Origin of the sequence: Photobacterium profundum, from assembly GCF_003026285.1 — a bacterium.
Taxonomy (GTDB): domain Bacteria; phylum Pseudomonadota; class Gammaproteobacteria; order Enterobacterales; family Vibrionaceae; genus Photobacterium; species Photobacterium profundum.
The window spans coordinates 120,602-137,571 of the sequence record NZ_PYOD01000006.1; the positions used below are offsets into that span (position 1 = coordinate 120,602).

Here is a 16,970-nt window from a genome sequence, read left to right on the forward strand (position 1 = left end):
ATATTAAGGAATTACAATGAAAGCATATCAGCGTCAGTTCATCGAATTTGCCCTAGAAAAAGGTGTGTTGAAGTTTGGTGAGTTCACTCTGAAATCTGGCCGTATTAGCCCGTATTTTTTTAATGCTGGTTTGTTTAATACAGGTCGTGATTTAGCGCGCCTAGGCCGTTTTTACGCTGAAGCTTTGGTTGATGCGGGTATCGATTACGATGTGCTATTTGGCCCTGCGTATAAAGGTATTCCAATTGCGACCACAACAGCGGTTGCACTGGCTGATCACCACGATATCGATACGCCATATTGCTTTAATCGTAAAGAAGCAAAAACACACGGCGAAGGTGGTAGCTTAGTTGGTAGCGATCTTGAAGGTCGTATCATGTTGGTTGATGATGTGATTACGGCTGGCACTGCAATTCGCGAATCAATGGAAATTATTAAAGCGAATGGTGCTGATCTTGCTGGCGTGTTAGTGGCTATTGATCGTCAAGAGAAAGGCAAAGGCGAGCTATCTGCTATTCAAGAAGTTGAGCGTGATTTTGATTGCGCAGTTATTTCAATTGTATCACTGGGTGATGTTGTGACGTATTTGTCTGAACAAGATGGCATGGATGCACACTTAGCAGCTGTGAAGTCGTACCGTGCTGAGTATGGTGTATAAGTTTCCACTTATCTAAACGCTAGAAATACAAAAGGCTTGCCAGTGTGCAAGCCTTCTTTTTATCTCACGTTACGTAATGATTTAACCTAGCTGAGCACTTAATAGTTGCCAGTAGTTATCAAAGTTCTCGGTAGGTTTATATTTGAAGTTAGAACGCACATAGCGGTTCAAACTGCCTTCAACCTGACCAAGCAATTGTGCCGCAAGTACGCTTTCATCAACCGGAAAGCCTTTCCCTTCCCGTAATTTTCGTTCACGTAATACCTGACGAATCTGGGTTTCAATGCGTTCAAAGAGCTGATTAATACGCGATTGTAGACGGTCTTGTTCAAACATCAGAGCATGACCTGTCATGATGCGTGTTAAGCCTGGGTTACGTTCTGCAAAGACCAGAATAAGCTGAAGCACCATGCGTAGACGGTTCATGGTATCTTTTTCATCATCAAGGATACGGTTGATACGAGTAGAAATTGAATCTTCAATAAACTCAATCAAGCCTTCAAACATACGGGCTTTACTCGGGAAGTGACGGTACAGTGCCGCCTCTGAAACACCGACCTGTGCCGCCAGTTTTGCTGTTGTAATACGTTGGCTGCCCTGAGTTGATTCAAGCATTTGTGCTAATGCTTGAAGGATCTCTTCGCGGCGATTGTTTTTTTTGTTGCCAGCCATGAATAACCGTTCCTTTTCAAAAATGACTGCATATAGCTGCAGTTTGAAACCCGTCTATCTTAGCGATGCCGTTGCGTTGTGAAAAGCGCAAGCTGTCGATACTGATCTATTTATCGACAAAAAAAGCGTAAGCTTAAGGCTTACGCTTTATATTTGATCAATTTCGTTTAATTGCTAGTCAGATTAAGGTGTTGGCAATACCACTTTGAATCTGTTGATTTCTCTTAACGCTGACCAGAATGACCAAAACCACCGTCACCGCGTTCCGTCGCATCAAAATCAGTCACAATATTAAATTCGGCTTGTACTACAGGTACAAATACCAGTTGTGCGATACGATCGCCCGGCTCAATAGTGAATGTTGTTTGTCCACGGTTCCATACCGACACCATCAGCTGGCCTTGGTAGTCAGAGTCAATCAGACCCACTAAGTTCCCTAACACGATACCATGCTTATGCCCGAGCCCTGAACGCGGTAGAATCGTGGCTGCAAGGCTGTTATCTGCAATATGAATAGCCAAACCTGTTGGGACTAAATGGGTTTGACCGGGTTCGACAATTAATGCGTTATCTAAACAAGCACGCAAATCTAACCCTGCAGAACCGCTCGTGGCATAAGTGGGTAGTGGAAATTCGCGACCTACACGTGCGTCGAGAATTTTAAGATCAACTTTCTTCATGCTTATTCTCTTTATAAAGTGCGACAATTTCTGTGATTAGCTGTTGTCCCAGTGCATTTTTTGATGATAACGGCAGGGCTTTATTGCCGTTTGACCAGAATAAATGCAGTGCATTATGGTCACTGTTAAATCCTTGCCCTGACTGAGATACATCATTGGCGCAGATTAAATCTAAATGCTTGCGAGCCAGTTTGCTGCGGGCATATTGCTCTACGTCTTGTGTTTCTGCGGCAAACCCAACAGTAAAGGGACGTTGCACTGACAGAGCGGCAACGTTTGCGACGATATCTGGGTTTTTCACCAGCCTCAGTACCATCTCATCTTCATCTGATTTTTTCTTCATCTTGTGCTCTGCAACGGCAGCTGGACGGAAATCAGCCACCGCAGCGCAGGCAATAAAAATGTCGTGTTCAGTCGCTTGTGCGATTGCTGCCTGATGCATCTGTTCAGCACTTGCTACATCGATGCGATTCACCCCAACAGGTGTCGTAAGGCTCACCGGTCCACTAATGAGCGTGACGTTTGCACCGCGTTTAGCTGCGGCTTCTGCGATTGCGAAACCCATTTTTCCAGAACTACGATTGGTAAGATAGCGAACAGGATCAATGGCTTCTTGGGTTGGGCCAGCAGTAATGACAACATTGAGGTTGGTTAGATCGGCTGGTTGAAAGAAATCTTCCGTTAGATGTACTAGTTGCATTGGCTCTAGCATACGACCAGGCCCTACATCGCCACACGCTTGCTCACCACTGGCTGGGCCCCAAATATGGAAGCCACGGCGTTGCAGTGTCGCAATGTTTTCTTGTGTAGCGACATTAAGATACATCTGTTGATTCATTGCGGGTGATACGGCAATGGGGGAGTCTGTTGCCAAGCATAATGTACTGAGCAGGTCATTCCCCATACCCGCACTGATTCGGGCGATAAGGTCAGCGGTGGCTGGGGCTAATAAAATCAAGTCAGCCCATTTTGCGAGCTCGATATGCCCCATCGACATTTCAGCAGCAGGATCCAATAAGCTGTCTGATACGGGTCTACCAGACACGGCCTGCATTGTTAGTGGTGTAATGAATTCTTTTGCCGCTTTGGTCATTACTATCTGTACTTCGGCACCGCGCTCGATTAAGCGACGAGTCAAATCTGCACATTTATAAGCGGCAATACCGCCGCTAATACCAAGAAGTATTTTCTTTCCTGCCAGTGTTTGCATTGTTTTACCCAAATCCATATTGCGTCTAAATCAACGCGACCAAAACCTAAAAAACCTTGCTCATATACTAAATACGATATCATTAAAGGGCGATGGATTCATCGGGAACACACTTCTGGTCATAAGTGTGAAGGCGCGGGGAAAGGTACTTGCCCATTATGTAAGCCTCGAAAGAAAGTGCGAAGGCATTCCCATAACCAACAAGATAAATTGAACAGGCAGAGAAAACCCCCTCATTTAAAAGGGCAACCATATTAAGGGGGATGCATGTCATTAAAGCTATTACCTGAAGAATCTCGTCCACGGGAAAAGCTGCTAACACGTGGTGCACAAGCATTATCCGATGCGGAATTATTAGCAATCTTTTTACGAACTGGCATTAAAGGGATGAATGCGGTTGAGCTTGCCACCCATTTATTGGCAGAGTTTGGCTCGCTTAGAGCGTTATTTGCCGCAGATCAAACACTCTTTTGTTTGCACAAAGGCTTAGGGCCTGCCAAGTATGCTCAACTGCAAGCAATAATAGAAATGAGCCAGCGACATTTGGAAGAGACACTAAAGGAAGGAGATGTGCTGACGAGTCCCCAGCATACTCGGCATTATTTGAGTCAATTATTACGCGATCGGCAACGTGAAGTTTTTTATGTTTTATTTCTAGATAATCAACATCGCGTGATTGCTGGAGAAGTTTTATTTGAGGGAACAATAAATTCTGCCGCGGTTTATCCAAGAGAAATTGTAAAAAGATCGTTGGAATTTAATGCAGCCGCTCTTATTTTAGCGCATAATCACCCGTCAGGCGTAGCTGAACCTAGTCAGTCAGACCTCCGAATTACACGAACAATCAGCGATGCGCTGGCTTTAGTCGATATTCGTGTACTAGATCATTTTATTGTAGGTGATGGAGATATTGTCTCTTTTTCCGAGCAAGGTTGGCTATAAAATAAGCTAATTTTGATAAAAAAGATGAGAAAGGGTCGCTCGGGACTTGAGCAACTGGTTTTGACTTAGTATAATGCGCGACCTTTGATAGCTATGATTATATGCGAAAAGCTTTTTCGCATTGAATTAATCATAGTAGATATCGAGCTGAAACGATTTGGAGAAGACAGTAATGTCCCGAGTATGCCAAGTAACTGGCAAGCGTCCTGTAACGGGTAACAACCGTTCACACGCACGTAATGCCACCAAGCGTCGTTTTCTGCCGAACCTGCAAACTCATCGTTTCTGGGTAGAAAGCGAAAAACGCTTCGTTAAACTACGTCTTACCGCTAAAGGTATGCGTATCATCGACAAGAAAGGTATTGATATCGTTCTTGCAGAGATGCGTGTCCGCGGCGAGAACGTTTAAGAGGAATTTGAACAATGGCTAAAGGCATTCGTGAGAAGATCCGTCTAGTATCATCAGCTGGTACAGGCCACTTCTACACTACAGATAAGAACAAGCGTAACATGCCAGGCAAATTTGAGATCAAGAAATTTGATCCAGTAGTTCGCCAGCACGTTATGTACAAAGAAGCTAAAATCAAGTAATTGATTTGTAGTACTTTGATAAAAGCCCAGTTTAGACTGGGTTTTTTTATACCTAAAATTTGCCGCCAATATTACCTACCAATATTATTTATTTCCTCGCGAGATTGACCTTATTCCTTTAGTGTAATAATTCAAGTCGTTATTACGGCAAGACATACGCAAGGAAAAAGCCCAATGAGATTGTCACGACGTGGCTGGAATAATGTCATCATCATCGCGGTTGTTATCTTCATCGCTATGATTCAACTGCCCGATCTAATTAAAGCCCGCCTAGCGTCGTCTGATGACGGCTCTCCTGCTGAAGTAGCATCGCCCATTTTGCATTCTTTATTACCCGCTAAAGCGACTATTTCTCAGTTAGTCTTCCCTCATCACCAAATTATGAAGAAAGAGGGTATTTGGGTATCAGAGCCGAGTATCAATACAGATCCTCAAGTATGGATTGAACATTGGCAATCTATTGCTGGTACGCCGGTGAATGATGACATGATGGTGCAGTTAAAAAGTCAGCTCACATCACCCCGTACAGTTGAAATCTGGTTGCAAGCAGCAGAAGAGCCGATACGGGTGACGGTATATCAACAGCCGCAGTTCTGGTTGTTAAAAAGCTGGCAAGGTAGTTGGATCGCTATATCTGTAGAGGAAGCTTACCTTTTCCCTCTTTAAAACGAAGCAGCCAATGCTCACGAAGAGTCCTCACCATTGCTCACAATAGACGAGAGACATAATGCCTGAATTACCGGAAGTTGAAGTAAGCCGAATGGGGATCACTCCGCATGTGGTTGGTCAAATCGTGACTAAAATTATTGTCCGGAATCCTAAATTACGCTGGCCCATCCCTGAGGAAATTCAGCAAATAGAAGGGCAGGTGATTCGAAAGGTGACTCGTCGAGCCAAATATTTACTGTTACATACTGATGTGGGGTATGCCATTGTGCACCTTGGTATGTCGGGGAGCTTACGGGTTTTACCTGTCTCTATTCCGCCAGAAAAGCATGACCATGTTGATTTAGTGCTATCGAGTGGTGAGGTGCTGCGTTATAACGATCCTCGTCGCTTTGGGGCGTGGTTATGGGAATTGCCTGACCTAGACCATAAAGTATTGAGTCAACTCGGCCCTGAGCCGCTTAGCGATGATTTTACCGCTAAATACTTACAAGATAGGGCGAAAGGTAAACGCACGGCAATAAAACAGTTCATCATGGACAATAAAGTAGTGGTGGGTGTAGGGAATATTTACGCGAATGAGTCGCTATTTAGTGCAGGTATTCACCCGAAACGCGCTGCGGGTGAAATATCGGCCGAAAAAATCGCGTTGTTTGTCGATGAAATCAAATCGGTACTCGCGTTTGCGATCGAGCAAGGCGGAACGACGTTGAAAGACTTCAAAAATGCAGACGGCAAACCAGGTTACTTTGCTCAAGAGCTGCAAGTCTACGGTAAAGGCGGAAAGCCCTGCCCACGCTGTGATAATCCGTTGAGTGAAATGAAGATTGGTCAGCGAGCCAGTGTGTTTTGCAGTGAGTGCCAGAAGTAGGATCAATTAGGTTTAACCTGGGCCTCAACATTATTGATGGTATTTATCGGAAGATGCCATACCGTACCAGTACGTGCAGTGCTATGATCCACTTATTGTTGAATTTGTAACAGTTAGATTTCTGTTTGGGTAAGAAGCGTTTATATGAAATATTTAGTAACTGGTGCGGCTGGTTTTATCGGTAGTGCTGTCTCTGAGCGCCTTTGCGCCCAAGGTCATGAAGTCATTGGTATTGATAATCTGAATGATTACTACGATGTCTCATTAAAACACGCACGTCTTGATCGTGCGGAGCATGACAAATTTACATTCGTAGAATTAGATCTAGCCGATCGGGATGGTATGGCCGCGTTATTTGCTGAACAGCAATTTGACCGTGTTATTCATTTAGCAGCGCAAGCGGGCGTGCGTTATTCAATTGATAACCCAATGGCTTATGCTGATAGTAACCTTGTTGGGCACCTCGCGATTCTTGAAGGCTGCCGTCATAACAAGGTAAAGCACTTGGTGTATGCTTCATCAAGTTCGGTTTATGGTTTGAACCAAAAAATGCCATTCAATACTAGTGATAGCGTCGATCATCCGATTTCTCTCTATGCTGCGACAAAAAAATCGAATGAACTGATGGCACACACGTATTCACATTTATACGATGTTCCAACCACTGGGCTACGTTTCTTTACCGTCTATGGTCCGTGGGGGCGTCCAGATATGGCGCTGTTTAAGTTCACTAAAGCGATTGTAGATGGTGAGCAAATAGATGTGTACAACAACGGTGATATGCGCCGTGATTTCACCTATATCGATGATATCGTTGAAGGTGTTATGCGTATTCAAGATGTGATCCCACAGAAGAACCCTGACTGGACCGTTGAAGCTGGTTCGCCTGCAACAAGTTCTGCACCTTATAAAGTGTATAATATTGGTCATGGTAGCCCTGTAAAGCTAATGGATTATATTGAAGCGCTTGAAGATGCACTAGGTATTGAAGCGAAGAAAAACTTCATGCCAATGCAGCCTGGGGATGTATACGCGACATATGCTGATACTGAAGACCTATTTAAGGCGATTAATTATCAGCCAGCAGTGAAAGTGAAAGAGGGCGTGAAAGCGTTCGTTGATTGGTATCGCGTATTCTACAAATGCTAATTAGCTAGATTATATGCAGATATAAAAAAGGAGCCTAAGGCTCCTTTTTTAATCGGTATCATTTTGAATTACTTAGTATGTAACTTAGCATTAAGCGCACCGGTAATTCGCAAGTCAACAAACTGGCTGACATCACCTTTATGTAACGCGACTTCTTTAACTATGGTTGAAGAGATAAAAGAGTTTTCTTCTGAAGGCGTTAAAAAGACGGTTTCTAGCTCTGGCATTAAACGGCGGTTCATATTGGCGAGCTGGAATTCATATTCGAAGTCAGATACAGCACGTAGCCCTCGCACCAAGATGTTGGCATTCGATTCTTTCGCAAAATCAACAAGTAGACCCGAGAAGCCAACAATTTCGACATTCGGTAAGTGTTTGGTGATGGCCTGCGTTAGCGCAACACGTTCTGGCAAATCAAATAAGGGCTTCTTACTGGGACTTGCAGCAATACCAACAACAACATGGTCAAACATTGCAGCAGCACGCTCAATCAAATCGAGGTGACCATTAGTGATTGGATCAAAGGTACCAGGGTAAATTACACGTGTTGTCATTTTCATCTTCCAGTTAATAAAGTGTGTTAACGTTGGTTTGCAGTAGACAGTATGCCAGCTAGGATATTCTTAACGTGCTCGACACTAATGTCTTGCATTAAATCCGTTCCCTTTACGCGAGTACCCCAAGGTAAGTCATGAATAGGTTTACCTTGCTGTTCTTCAACATGTTGTTCGTAAACGCTCGCGACAATATCAAGACTATTATACGGCCCCGTTCTTTTAGGGTTGCTGTGAGCATATAAACCGATCACTGGCGTACCCTGTGTCGTAGCAAGGTGTGCAGGGCCTGTATCCGGTGCCAAAACAACGTCAGCCTGACCTAATAGCGCCGTTAATTGTTTTAGGTTTGTTTGGCCAATTAGGTTTACGACGGGGTATTGGCAATGTTGCTCAATGCTTTTACCTAGATTTATTTCTCTAGGAGCAGGAGAGCCGCACAGTAGCACTTGCATCCCTTGTTGATTGGCATGGTCTGCGATTTCGGCGTAGCGTTCTGTAAGCCAATTGCGCTCATCTTTACTTGCGGCAGGCGAAATGAGTAAGGTCTTTTTATCTGCCGTATAATGTTTAGCAAATTGAATATCTTCATCTGTAAGGGGGATATTCCAATTTGGTGCTGTAAATGGCACACCAATATAACGTGCAAAATCGGCAAAGTTATCTAAAACATGAAACGAGTCAGTATTAGGAAGATGCTTATTGGTGAAAAGCCATTGACCTTCTTTTGTACGATTACGGCTAAAACCGACACGGTACTTCGCTTTTATGCCTAAAGATAATGCACTAGCGCGTATCGCGGCTTGCATATGCAGTAATGCATCGAACTTTTGCCCTTTTAATGCACTCCACACCGCCAGCATGCCTTTTAGCCCTGCTTTTTTATCGAAGGTCACAACCTTGATACCGGGTAAATTACCAATAAGTTGAGTTTCTATTTTTCCTGTGACCCATGTGATGTCCGTCTCTGGCCAGTGCTGTTGGATGGCTTGCACAACAGCAATAGCATGGCAAACATCTCCGATCGCAGATAGTCGTAGAATACATAGCGATTTTGGAGGAGAAGAAAATAGTGCCATGGCTGATACTCAAGAATAAATTGAAGAAGTAATTATGCAGTTCATTCAGGGGATTGTAAAATGATGGCGCCTAATCTATCAGGAGTTTCACCGTGGAAGAATTGTGTTTTGATAACCAGCGCATTTGGTTTGATCCGAACTTATTACAAGAAGACCCGAAAGCATGTTTTGATGCGTCTTTTTGGCAGCAGCAAGGAAAAGTGATTGGGTCAGCGCAAGGGCGCGGTACAACGTGGTTTGTTCAAGGTGAGACGTTACCAATGGCATTGCGGCATTATCGTCGTGGTGGGTTGTTCGGTAAATTGATCGAAGATGCCTATGTGTTCACGGGATGGGAAAAAACCCGTTGTGCTGAAGAGGTAGCGTTACTGTCGACACTTGCCGCTGGTGGGGTGAATGTACCTCGTCCGGTAGCTGCACGAGCAATGCGTCATGGTCTGGTATATCGCGCAGATTTACTGGTCGAAAAGATTGATAGTGCTAAGGATTTAGTGGATTTGCTGCAACAAGCAATGCTACCTGATCATGTGTGGTGTGCTATTGGGCGCACGGTTCGTAAGATGCATGATTTACAGGTGTGCCATACCGATCTTAACGCGCACAATATTTTGATGGATAGCCGTGAATTGGTGTGGTTGATTGACTTTGATAAATGCTATACGCAAGAGGGCGAAGCGTGGAAGGCGAAGAATTTGTCACGCTTATATCGCTCTTTTATCAAAGAGCAAGGCAAGCGTAACATTCATTTCTCTGCCGCAAGCTGGCAAGTGCTGTGCCAGGGTTATGAGACGTGTGGACCTGATAACTGATCCACTATAGCTGATACTGTTTTATTTACAGCGCCTTGGTTTTGTTTGACTACGGTCAAGGCTGCTTTCCCCATTGCCGCTTTTTGCTCGGGATGAGCGAATAACTGAATAAGCTGTTGCGCTAGCATTTGGCTATCATCACATACCCACACCGCTTCCGCTTGGCGAAGTTGCTCCGTTATGTCGGTAAAATTGTAATAACTTGGCCCGGTAATGGCGGGTTTACTTAACGCCGCTGGCTCCAACAAATTGTGACCTCCGACAGCGTTGCCGATCAAGCTTCCGCCCATAAATGTAATGTCGGCAGCCCCCAACATAATGAGCATCTCTCCCATCGTATCAGCCAAATACACCTGTGTGCCTGCGGTGATAGGTTGAGTTTGTGTACGACGAATACACTCAAAGCCGGCTTGGATACACAGCTGTTCCACGTCGTTAAAACGTTCGGGATGGCGAGGTACCAAGATCAGTAGGCTATCTGGTTTGGTATTGAGTACTGATTGAAAGGCCGCTAAAACGTGTTTATCTTCCCCTTTGTGGGTGCTGGCAGCAACCCATACTGGTCGCTGAATACCAATCGTTTCTCGTAAAGTATTTGCTTGTTGCACGATGGTATCAGCGATCTCAATATCGTACTTTATCGAGCCCGTCACGGAGATGCGTTTGGCTGGCAGCCCTAATTGTTTGAAGCGATCTGCATCATCGGAGTGAAGACATAGTACATGGTCGAGGTTTTTAGCTAGCAAGTTAAACACAGATTGGAATTGTTGATAACGAGCAGCTGAGCGGGCTGATAAGCGGGCGTTCATTACCATTACTGGTATCTTGTTATTATGTACTGTCGCGAGGGTGTTGGGCCACAGCTCAGTTTCCATGATTAACAGGGCTGAGGGTTGAATGTTTTTTAGAAAGCCTCGTACACACCATGCGAAATCTAACGGCATGTAACGGTGTTCTACCAAGTCCCCTAATTTTGAAACTTGTTCTGCACCTGTGCTGGTGGTCGTGGTGACTACGATCGTTGTCTCTGGATATTGTTTTTTCAATGCTTTAATCACAGGTACGACAGCAATTGATTCTCCTACGGAGACCGCATGAATCCAAATTGGTGGTTGAACCGTTTGGGTTGTTAATGGTGGGGTAAAGCCAAAGTGTTCTTTCCAGCGAGAGCCAAATGAAGGCTTTCCTTCTTTTTTTTTGTATAAACCCAAAAGGAGAAATGGCGAAGCCAAGGTAAGTAATAAGGTATATAAGCAACGAATGAACACACGATTACCTAAGCGTGATGAGTAGGAATAGATGATTGTAAACGAGAACCTTAAATTACTGATAGTCTATTGTTGAAGGTGTGATCACCTTGATAAGGTTTTTTCTGATAACTGGCTAGTAATGCGCTAAAATTGTGTACTGAAATTTTTTTTTGTTAGGGTTTTTAAGGAATGCAATCATCCACAGCAGTTGGTTCGGTTGACGGCGGAATATATCGATTTCTGCTTTATGTCGAGCAAAATTACTCTTTTGCTATCCTTCGTCCTCTTCAAGCTGCTGCTATCGCTGCTGGTCATCAAGTGCAATGGTTATTGGTGGGTGATGATGTATCGGCATCTTTTTTGGCTCCGAATGAAACACGCTGTGCATCAGTGAAAGCGGCGGTTGATTACCAACCACATGCGGTATTTGTACCTGGTGATCGTGTACCTTCTTTTATTCCCGGATTAAAAGTTGAAGTCTTTCATGGGTTAAATGAAAGTAAGCGGGGTAATGAATACCCAGAGCGCGGCATGTTTGATCTGTTTTGTACTGAAGGCCATGGGCGTACCAAGATGCTGCAACCTCTCGCCGAAGAACGTGGTTATTTTCAGGTGAAAGAAACGGGATGGATAAAACTCGATAATTTGTTTAATTTTAAGCAATCCCAGTCATTCTCGCGTCCTCAGATTCTGTTTGCTTCAACATTTACACCAAGCTTGTCGTGTGCAGCTTCTGTCTATGATGAAATTAAAGCACTCAGTCAAGATAAACGCTGGCATTGGCTTGTGACTTTACATCCCAAAATTGACCCGCAAACAGCGGAAAAATATCGCCAGTTAGAGAGTGATAATCTCACTTTTTTTGATAACGATAAAGTGATTGAATTATTACATCGTGCGGATGTAATGGTGTGTGATAACTCTTCAATTTTTCAAGAGTTCTTATTGCTCAATAAGCCAGTAGTGACAGTGAATAACCGTGAACCACAAGCCTGTTTTATCAATATAACAACACCGGATACATTAGCTGATGCTATAGAGCAAGCATTAGCGCCTAGTGATGAATTACTATCTGCGATTAAACAATATGGGCCTAATATTACGCCTTATTTAGATGGGCAATCTTCGCAACGTGTTTTAGCGGCGGTGACTGAGATGTTAGTTGCAAATTGGCAAAATAAAAAACCAGCAAACCTGTTTCGTAATTTAAAAATGCGCAAAAAAATGCATTACTGGAAGTGGTAGACACAATGAGAAAGCACACTTTATCCATCATCTTGATTACCAAGAATGAAGCTGACCGTGTTACGGCTTGCTTGCGTTCCATAGCCCCCATTGCCGATGAAATTATCGTGTTGGATAGCGGCTCTACAGATGAAACCGTCACAATCTGCCAAGAATATACCGATAATATATCGATCACCGACTGGCCTGGATTTGGTAAGCAAAAACAGCGCGCGTTGGATAAAGCCACATGCGATTGGGTGTTATCTATTGATGCCGATGAAGCGTTAGATACTAAAATGCAACAAGCATTGATCCAACTATTAGAACAAGATGTTATTCAGCCCACAGCGTATAAATTACCATGGGGTGTCACCCTTTATGGAAAGACCTTGAAGTATGGGCGTAGTGCGCGCTCGGTATTGCGTTTGTTTAAACGTGAAGGTGCGCGTTATACCTTGGATGAAGTGCATGAAACGGTTATCCCAGTTGAAGGGGAGACTGCAACATTACCAGGTTTTTTATTGCATTATACGCATCGTGATTATGGGCATGGTTTAGATAAATCTTCGCAATATGCTTGGCTAGGGGCGCAAAAATATCACCGTAAAGGTAAGCGTTCGCACGGGTTGGGATTAGCTTTGCTAAGGGCCATTTGGACTTTTTTCCATATTTACATTTTACGCCGTGGTTTTATGGATGGCAGCGTAGGCTTCATCATGGCGATGACCTACGCTCAAGTGAACTTCAACAAGTATGTGGGTTTGTGGTTGTTGGAAAAAGGGCGAAGTTAAGCAACGTGGCGGTCGTCTGAACGGATATTATCGCCGCGCCTGATATTTATTTTGCACAAAAAATAGAGCTTGTGTCCCTAAATTAAAGGTGACGTTGCGTATTTTATATCCAATGCACATCAGGCGTGTGAAAAGGCTCTTTTTTTGGTTTCTTTTACGATCACCAATAATGGAAATATCAGTACCAGTCGTGACAAAAAAAGGCTCTAAGCTAAATATTGGCTGTCGGTGAACCCAGACATTGCGAATAAAGACATCAACAGGAAAAGCGATATTATTACTTTTAGCAAGCAATTTTCTCGCTGCAACGGGTGATATTGCATAACAAGTTGCACATTGTGGCACTTTTAGGTAATTAAAAACCGTCATGTCATTTTGTGCTTTAACTTTATACTGTGGCTTTATATTTCCGTCTTCTAAGCGGATGAAATGAAAGTCACTAATCACTTCTTTGCATTCATCGATCGCCTGGTGTATTCCCTGTTTTAGTCTAAAATCATCCTCGAAAATGATGATAGGTTCATCAAGCTCGACACACTTTTTCCATGCTAGCATATGGCTGGCGTAGCAGCCGAGCTCACCCATTGCTGCTTTTCTTCCGTAGTTATAAATGAAGGCCTGTTCATCATACTGAGCAAGTAGGGTAGGGTCTTTTTTTCGACCATCAATACCATCTATAAATTCAAAATCTAACTGATATTCATTCAGTAACGACGAAACATTTTTTCGTCGTTCGGTGCTATCCACTAGGCTTAATACAAAAATTCTCATGCTAATCCCTTGAAAATTAATTCATTAAGCTAATCGTTAGCTAACAAGGTTGAAAAGAAAGCAATGTGTTTTGCAATAGTTTGTGTTGCATTGAATTCTTTATTGAGTTTTTCCTTTGCCGCAAGGCTGAATGTGTGAATTTTATCTTTATCGTTGATCAGTTTATTCATTGCTTCGGCAAAGGCTACCGCATTCCCAGTTGGAACTACGTAACCGGAGATGCCATCATCGACCAGTTCAGGGGATCCCCCTGTTGTAGTAACCACTGATGTTGTGCCATTTGCCATTGCCTCGATGATTGTGCGGGGCAAGCCTTCTCCACTGATCGATGGTTGTACCTGGAAATCTGCCATAGCCATGATGGAAGGAACGTCTTGGCGGTGACCAACTACATGGATATGCGCAGACATCGGGCTTTGCTTTATTTCATCTAAGTGTGGTTCAAAACCACTACCAACTAATAGCAAATGAAAACTCGGGTTATTAATGTGATGGGTGGCTTCGATCAGAACTGATATGCCTTTGCTTGGACGAACATGAGCGGCACATACTGCAACAATACTATCTTCACTTAAACCGAAGTCTTCACGTTTAGTCGGTTCGACTTTGTACCAATCAAGTTGGTGTCCCTTATATATCGTGGTTATGTTTTCTTTACGTTGCCATACACGTTGTCGAACATCATCACGAACAGCGTTAGATACACAGACGATACCACTGACTTTCGGGTGAAGGTGGGTTAAATAAGCGCTTGGATCATGACGGTATAGCCCTCCCGTTGTGCCGCGGTAGGTCACCATTTTTGCTTTGGTACCTATGCAGGCAAAAGCTGCATTCGGGATGGTTTTAGAATTGAAGCCATAGCAAATATCATAATCCCCGTCTTTTAATTCACGATGGATCGTTTTGATTGTAGTAGGGCAAATTTTCTTTGTAGGATAGCAATCAATGACTTTTACACCATTATCACGAAAGCGTGCAACATAATCAGCGTCACCTTGGGTCACAACAGTGACTTGATGCCCTTGCTTGACCATTTCAATGAACATCTCGGCCTCGGGACGAACACTGTTCCAAGCGTGTTTGTAAGAGCTGGCAATAAGTATTTTCATCGAATTACTTCACTTTATGATTCATTTTATATTTGAAGTTATGGGTTTCACGACGAAATAGTTCTTTAATGCTGAACCATTCTCGCTTCACTCGAGAGAAGAAACTTCGAGGAGATTTTTTACCATAGCCGATTTCAGAATCGAAAATAGGATCATTGGTCAGACAGGCTGGTGAGGTGCCAAAACATTCTACTTCGTTTACCCAAAAACGATCCATATAAATATCGACAGCCATGTACCAACGTTGAGAGTGCATAATGAGTTTACGTGCTGCTTCTGGAGTTAAAAGGTACCCAGTTGTGCTCATATGACCTTTGTTAAATTTACAAATATTTAAAGAGTCAAATTGCTCTTTAGGGGAGAAGCAAAAGTTTTTCCTTTTATTATCAAAAAGCCTAACGCACTTATATTTAGCTGCTATTTTAGTGTTGTGTTTAATGAAATCTAAGAATGGAACAGGATCAATTAATGCGTCATCTTCAATTATGATAATAGGGGCATTTATTCTCACGCATTCCCCCCACAATAAGAAGTGACTAGCATAACAACCTAGTTGACCTTTACTGAGTGATTTTCCTCTATATTGCTGACTTAATTTGTCATCATACATATCAAATAGAGGGTGGGGATCTTTACGACCATCAATAGCGGAGAATATCGTGTATGGCAATGACATATTATCTAATTGTTTAGTAATATTGACTTTTCGATCTAATGACGATGCCAAGTTTATTATATAAATGTTGCAGGTCATTCTACAAACCCTTCTTTGGGTTGCTGTAGTTTATCAAACCACAAATGAGTAATAAGTACGTTGATAGCGTTTGTCCATGGTTGAATGGCACATCAGTCAATGCAGCGATAGCAAACAAGCCAACGGTACCAATTATTTTGTATTTTCTATCCGTGGAAACGTATTTTACTTGTGTTATCGGAACAATAAGCAATGCTAAAAACAATAATAAACCAATCCCCCCAGTTTTAATAAAGTTGTCTAAATATTGGTTATGGTAATGTGCAGGCTTGAAATTAAATAACCTTTCAGAAACAAGACCTTGGTTGTAAAGTTTATCAAATCGTAGTGCATGTTTATCCCCCAAACCTAAGATGTAATTATCCTTAAGCATGTCAGGTGCTAGTTTCCACATTTGAAAACGAAAGCCAATTGAGGTGTCTAAGTTGCCCGATGTGATTGCATTTATTTCGGCTTGTGTTTGTACGATACGTTGTTCTATTTGTGGTTTAACTATGAAACCAATACTTAGCAGCGCGGCAAGCCCAATAGTGGTATATTTCCAGTTGATACCTTTATTCTTGATTTTGAGCAAAAGAATAATGATTGCAGCTATGGTAAAACCCAGCCAAATACCACGTGTATCTGTGAATATGATTGCCGTGAGGCTAAATATAAGTGCTAAGGCTGCTTGTAATTTTACATTCAATGATACCGTTCTTGATAATTGCGCAATAGCGAGTATACCAAATACAGCACACATGGTTGCGAAGGGAATTGCATTGATCGGCCACTCAGCGCGATTAATATTAATATATAAACTATAGTAACAAGCATAGGCTAGGCATAAAGATGAGGCTAAAAGTGTTAACCCTAATAAGACTCTTTGGGTTAATAGCTCTCTTGGAAAACAAATTAAAAACAAGGATGCACCAATCAAGGCGCGAATTTCTCGTGAGCTACCACCGTGATAAAAGTAAGAAAATAATGCATACCCAGTAATTACCAGCAGTAGCCATAAGGTTTTGTCATTTTTTAGGTTTTCTTTAATCGGAACCAATCCTCGATGAAACAGGGTGGCGGCGATGGCAATGATCATCATGACGATCATAGTTTTGTCGCTATTACGCAGCACCAACAATCCGGTAAAAAGCCAGATGTAGGGCAATAACATCAGAAACTTAAAAATATTTTCTTTATTCATC

The 16,970-nt window shown here is 42.9% G+C and carries 20 protein-coding genes; 10 read left to right on the forward strand and 10 right to left on the reverse strand.

The window, feature by feature from the left end:
• The first annotated feature begins 16 nt into the window (after positions 1 to 16).
• The gene (pyrE, locus tag C9J48_RS16095) at positions 17 to 658 is read left to right on the forward strand and encodes an orotate phosphoribosyltransferase (protein WP_006233314.1); all 642 of its coding nucleotides are present in this window, start codon (positions 17 to 19) and stop codon (positions 656 to 658) included.
• A gap of 81 nt (positions 659 to 739) precedes the next feature.
• On the opposite strand, the gene slmA is transcribed toward pyrE, so the two are convergent.
• From slmA to coaBC, 3 genes are all read right to left on the reverse strand, one after another.
• Positions 740 to 1,330, reverse strand: coding sequence for a nucleoid occlusion factor SlmA (slmA, locus tag C9J48_RS16100; protein WP_107254520.1), 591 nt, complete (start codon positions 1,328 to 1,330; stop codon positions 740 to 742).
• Between the two features lie 224 nt (positions 1,331 to 1,554).
• The gene (dut, locus tag C9J48_RS16105) at positions 1,555 to 2,010 is read right to left on the reverse strand and encodes a dUTP diphosphatase (RefSeq protein WP_107281183.1); all 456 of its coding nucleotides are present in this window, start codon (positions 2,008 to 2,010) and stop codon (positions 1,555 to 1,557) included.
• On the reverse strand, positions 1,997 to 3,220 hold the full coding sequence (gene coaBC / locus C9J48_RS16110) for a bifunctional phosphopantothenoylcysteine decarboxylase/phosphopantothenate--cysteine ligase CoaBC (RefSeq protein ID WP_107281189.1): 1,224 nt from the start codon (positions 3,218 to 3,220) through the stop codon (positions 1,997 to 1,999). The genes dut and coaBC overlap by 14 nt, the downstream gene beginning before the upstream one ends.
• A 267-nt stretch (positions 3,221 to 3,487) precedes the next feature.
• On the opposite strand from coaBC, the gene radC reads away from it, so the two are divergent.
• From radC to C9J48_RS16140, 6 genes are all read left to right on the forward strand, one after another.
• Entirely contained in the window at positions 3,488 to 4,162 is a 675-nt protein-coding gene (gene radC / locus C9J48_RS16115) for a RadC family protein (RefSeq protein ID WP_107281184.1), read from the forward strand.
• 172 nt (positions 4,163 to 4,334) lie between these two features.
• On the forward strand, positions 4,335 to 4,571 hold the full coding sequence (gene rpmB, locus C9J48_RS16120) for a 50S ribosomal protein L28 (protein ID WP_045031821.1): 237 nt from the start codon (positions 4,335 to 4,337) through the stop codon (positions 4,569 to 4,571).
• A 14-nt stretch (positions 4,572 to 4,585) separates the two neighbouring features.
• Positions 4,586 to 4,753 carry a 50S ribosomal protein L33 gene (rpmG, locus tag C9J48_RS16125; RefSeq protein WP_002535344.1) on the forward strand — a complete coding sequence of 56 codons (168 nt, stop codon included), beginning with the start codon at positions 4,586 to 4,588 and terminating at the stop codon, positions 4,751 to 4,753.
• A 174-nt stretch (positions 4,754 to 4,927) separates the two neighbouring features.
• Positions 4,928 to 5,419 carry a hypothetical protein gene (locus C9J48_RS16130; RefSeq protein ID WP_006233207.1) on the forward strand — a complete coding sequence of 164 codons (492 nt, stop codon included), beginning with the start codon at positions 4,928 to 4,930 and terminating at the stop codon, positions 5,417 to 5,419.
• Between the two features lie 61 nt (positions 5,420 to 5,480).
• On the forward strand, positions 5,481 to 6,290 hold the full coding sequence (gene mutM / locus C9J48_RS16135; protein WP_006233206.1) for a bifunctional DNA-formamidopyrimidine glycosylase/DNA-(apurinic or apyrimidinic site) lyase: 810 nt from the start codon (positions 5,481 to 5,483) through the stop codon (positions 6,288 to 6,290).
• A 144-nt stretch (positions 6,291 to 6,434) separates the two neighbouring features.
• Positions 6,435 to 7,439: an NAD-dependent epimerase gene (locus C9J48_RS16140; RefSeq protein WP_006233205.1), complete on the forward strand. Its 1,005-nt coding sequence runs from the start codon at positions 6,435 to 6,437 to the stop codon at positions 7,437 to 7,439.
• Between the two features lie 68 nt (positions 7,440 to 7,507).
• On the opposite strand, the gene coaD is transcribed toward C9J48_RS16140, so the two are convergent.
• Positions 7,508 to 7,993: a pantetheine-phosphate adenylyltransferase gene (gene coaD / locus C9J48_RS16145; RefSeq protein WP_006233204.1), complete on the reverse strand. Its 486-nt coding sequence runs from the start codon at positions 7,991 to 7,993 to the stop codon at positions 7,508 to 7,510.
• A 26-nt stretch (positions 7,994 to 8,019) separates the two neighbouring features.
• Positions 8,020 to 9,072: a glycosyltransferase family 9 protein gene (locus C9J48_RS16150; protein WP_006233203.1), complete on the reverse strand. Its 1,053-nt coding sequence runs from the start codon at positions 9,070 to 9,072 to the stop codon at positions 8,020 to 8,022.
• Between the two features lie 92 nt (positions 9,073 to 9,164).
• Between C9J48_RS16150 and C9J48_RS16155 the strand changes: the two genes are divergently transcribed.
• Positions 9,165 to 9,881, forward strand: a complete 717-nt coding sequence (locus C9J48_RS16155) for a 3-deoxy-D-manno-octulosonic acid kinase (RefSeq protein ID WP_006233202.1) — start codon at positions 9,165 to 9,167, stop codon at positions 9,879 to 9,881.
• On the opposite strand, the gene waaA is transcribed toward C9J48_RS16155, so the two are convergent.
• A complete protein-coding gene (gene waaA, locus C9J48_RS16160; RefSeq protein WP_006233201.1) occupies positions 9,854 to 11,149 on the reverse strand; it encodes a lipid IV(A) 3-deoxy-D-manno-octulosonic acid transferase in 1,296 nt (431 codons plus the stop codon). The two genes, C9J48_RS16155 and waaA, sit on opposite strands and share 28 nt — an antisense overlap.
• Positions 11,150 to 11,320: 171 nt before the next feature.
• On the opposite strand from waaA, the gene C9J48_RS16165 reads away from it, so the two are divergent.
• Positions 11,321 to 12,376, forward strand: a complete 1,056-nt coding sequence (locus C9J48_RS16165) for a CDP-glycerol glycerophosphotransferase family protein (RefSeq protein ID WP_006233200.1) — start codon at positions 11,321 to 11,323, stop codon at positions 12,374 to 12,376.
• Between the two features lie 5 nt (positions 12,377 to 12,381).
• Positions 12,382 to 13,149, forward strand: coding sequence for a glycosyltransferase family 2 protein (locus C9J48_RS16170; protein ID WP_006233199.1), 768 nt, complete (start codon positions 12,382 to 12,384; stop codon positions 13,147 to 13,149).
• 27 nt (positions 13,150 to 13,176) lie between these two features.
• On the opposite strand, the gene C9J48_RS16175 is transcribed toward C9J48_RS16170, so the two are convergent.
• The 4 genes from C9J48_RS16175 to C9J48_RS16190 are packed head-to-tail and all read right to left on the reverse strand — an operon-like array spanning position 13,177 to position 16,969.
• Positions 13,177 to 13,920 carry a glycosyltransferase family 25 protein gene (locus C9J48_RS16175; protein ID WP_006233198.1) on the reverse strand — a complete coding sequence of 248 codons (744 nt, stop codon included), beginning with the start codon at positions 13,918 to 13,920 and terminating at the stop codon, positions 13,177 to 13,179.
• A gap of 29 nt (positions 13,921 to 13,949) precedes the next feature.
• Positions 13,950 to 15,032: a glycosyltransferase family 4 protein gene (locus C9J48_RS16180; protein WP_006233197.1), complete on the reverse strand. Its 1,083-nt coding sequence runs from the start codon at positions 15,030 to 15,032 to the stop codon at positions 13,950 to 13,952.
• Between the two features lie 4 nt (positions 15,033 to 15,036).
• Entirely contained in the window at positions 15,037 to 15,786 is a 750-nt protein-coding gene (locus tag C9J48_RS16185; RefSeq protein ID WP_006233196.1) for a glycosyltransferase family 25 protein, read from the reverse strand.
• A gap of 1 nt (position 15,787) precedes the next feature.
• A complete protein-coding gene (locus tag C9J48_RS16190) occupies positions 15,788 to 16,969 on the reverse strand; it encodes an O-antigen ligase family protein (protein ID WP_006233195.1) in 1,182 nt (393 codons plus the stop codon).
• Between the last annotated feature and the right edge of the window lies 1 nt (position 16,970).

Coding starts and splice junctions, on each gene's coding strand:
- C9J48_RS16130 (WP_006233207.1), top strand. CDS start 4,928: ATGAGATTGTCACGACGTGGCTGGAATAATGTCATCATCATCGCGGTT.
- C9J48_RS16185 (WP_006233196.1), bottom strand. CDS start 15,786: ATGACCTGCAACATTTATATAATAAACTTGGCATCGTCATTAGATCGA.
- C9J48_RS16165 (WP_006233200.1), top strand. CDS start 11,321: ATGCAATCATCCACAGCAGTTGGTTCGGTTGACGGCGGAATATATCGA.
- C9J48_RS16140 (WP_006233205.1), top strand. CDS start 6,435: ATGAAATATTTAGTAACTGGTGCGGCTGGTTTTATCGGTAGTGCTGTC.
- coaD (WP_006233204.1), bottom strand. CDS start 7,993: ATGACAACACGTGTAATTTACCCTGGTACCTTTGATCCAATCACTAAT.
- slmA (WP_107254520.1), bottom strand. CDS start 1,330: ATGGCTGGCAACAAAAAAAACAATCGCCGCGAAGAGATCCTTCAAGCA.
- mutM (WP_006233206.1), top strand. CDS start 5,481: ATGCCTGAATTACCGGAAGTTGAAGTAAGCCGAATGGGGATCACTCCG.
- C9J48_RS16190 (WP_006233195.1), bottom strand. CDS start 16,969: ATGAATAAAGAAAATATTTTTAAGTTTCTGATGTTATTGCCCTACATC.
- coaBC (WP_107281189.1), bottom strand. CDS start 3,220: ATGCAAACACTGGCAGGAAAGAAAATACTTCTTGGTATTAGCGGCGGT.
- dut (WP_107281183.1), bottom strand. CDS start 2,010: ATGAAGAAAGTTGATCTTAAAATTCTCGACGCACGTGTAGGTCGCGAA.
- rpmB (WP_045031821.1), top strand. CDS start 4,335: ATGTCCCGAGTATGCCAAGTAACTGGCAAGCGTCCTGTAACGGGTAAC.
- C9J48_RS16180 (WP_006233197.1), bottom strand. CDS start 15,032: ATGAAAATACTTATTGCCAGCTCTTACAAACACGCTTGGAACAGTGTT.
- C9J48_RS16170 (WP_006233199.1), top strand. CDS start 12,382: ATGAGAAAGCACACTTTATCCATCATCTTGATTACCAAGAATGAAGCT.
- rpmG (WP_002535344.1), top strand. CDS start 4,586: ATGGCTAAAGGCATTCGTGAGAAGATCCGTCTAGTATCATCAGCTGGT.
- C9J48_RS16150 (WP_006233203.1), bottom strand. CDS start 9,072: ATGGCACTATTTTCTTCTCCTCCAAAATCGCTATGTATTCTACGACTA.
- pyrE (WP_006233314.1), top strand. CDS start 17: ATGAAAGCATATCAGCGTCAGTTCATCGAATTTGCCCTAGAAAAAGGT.
- C9J48_RS16175 (WP_006233198.1), bottom strand. CDS start 13,920: ATGAGAATTTTTGTATTAAGCCTAGTGGATAGCACCGAACGACGAAAA.
- radC (WP_107281184.1), top strand. CDS start 3,488: ATGTCATTAAAGCTATTACCTGAAGAATCTCGTCCACGGGAAAAGCTG.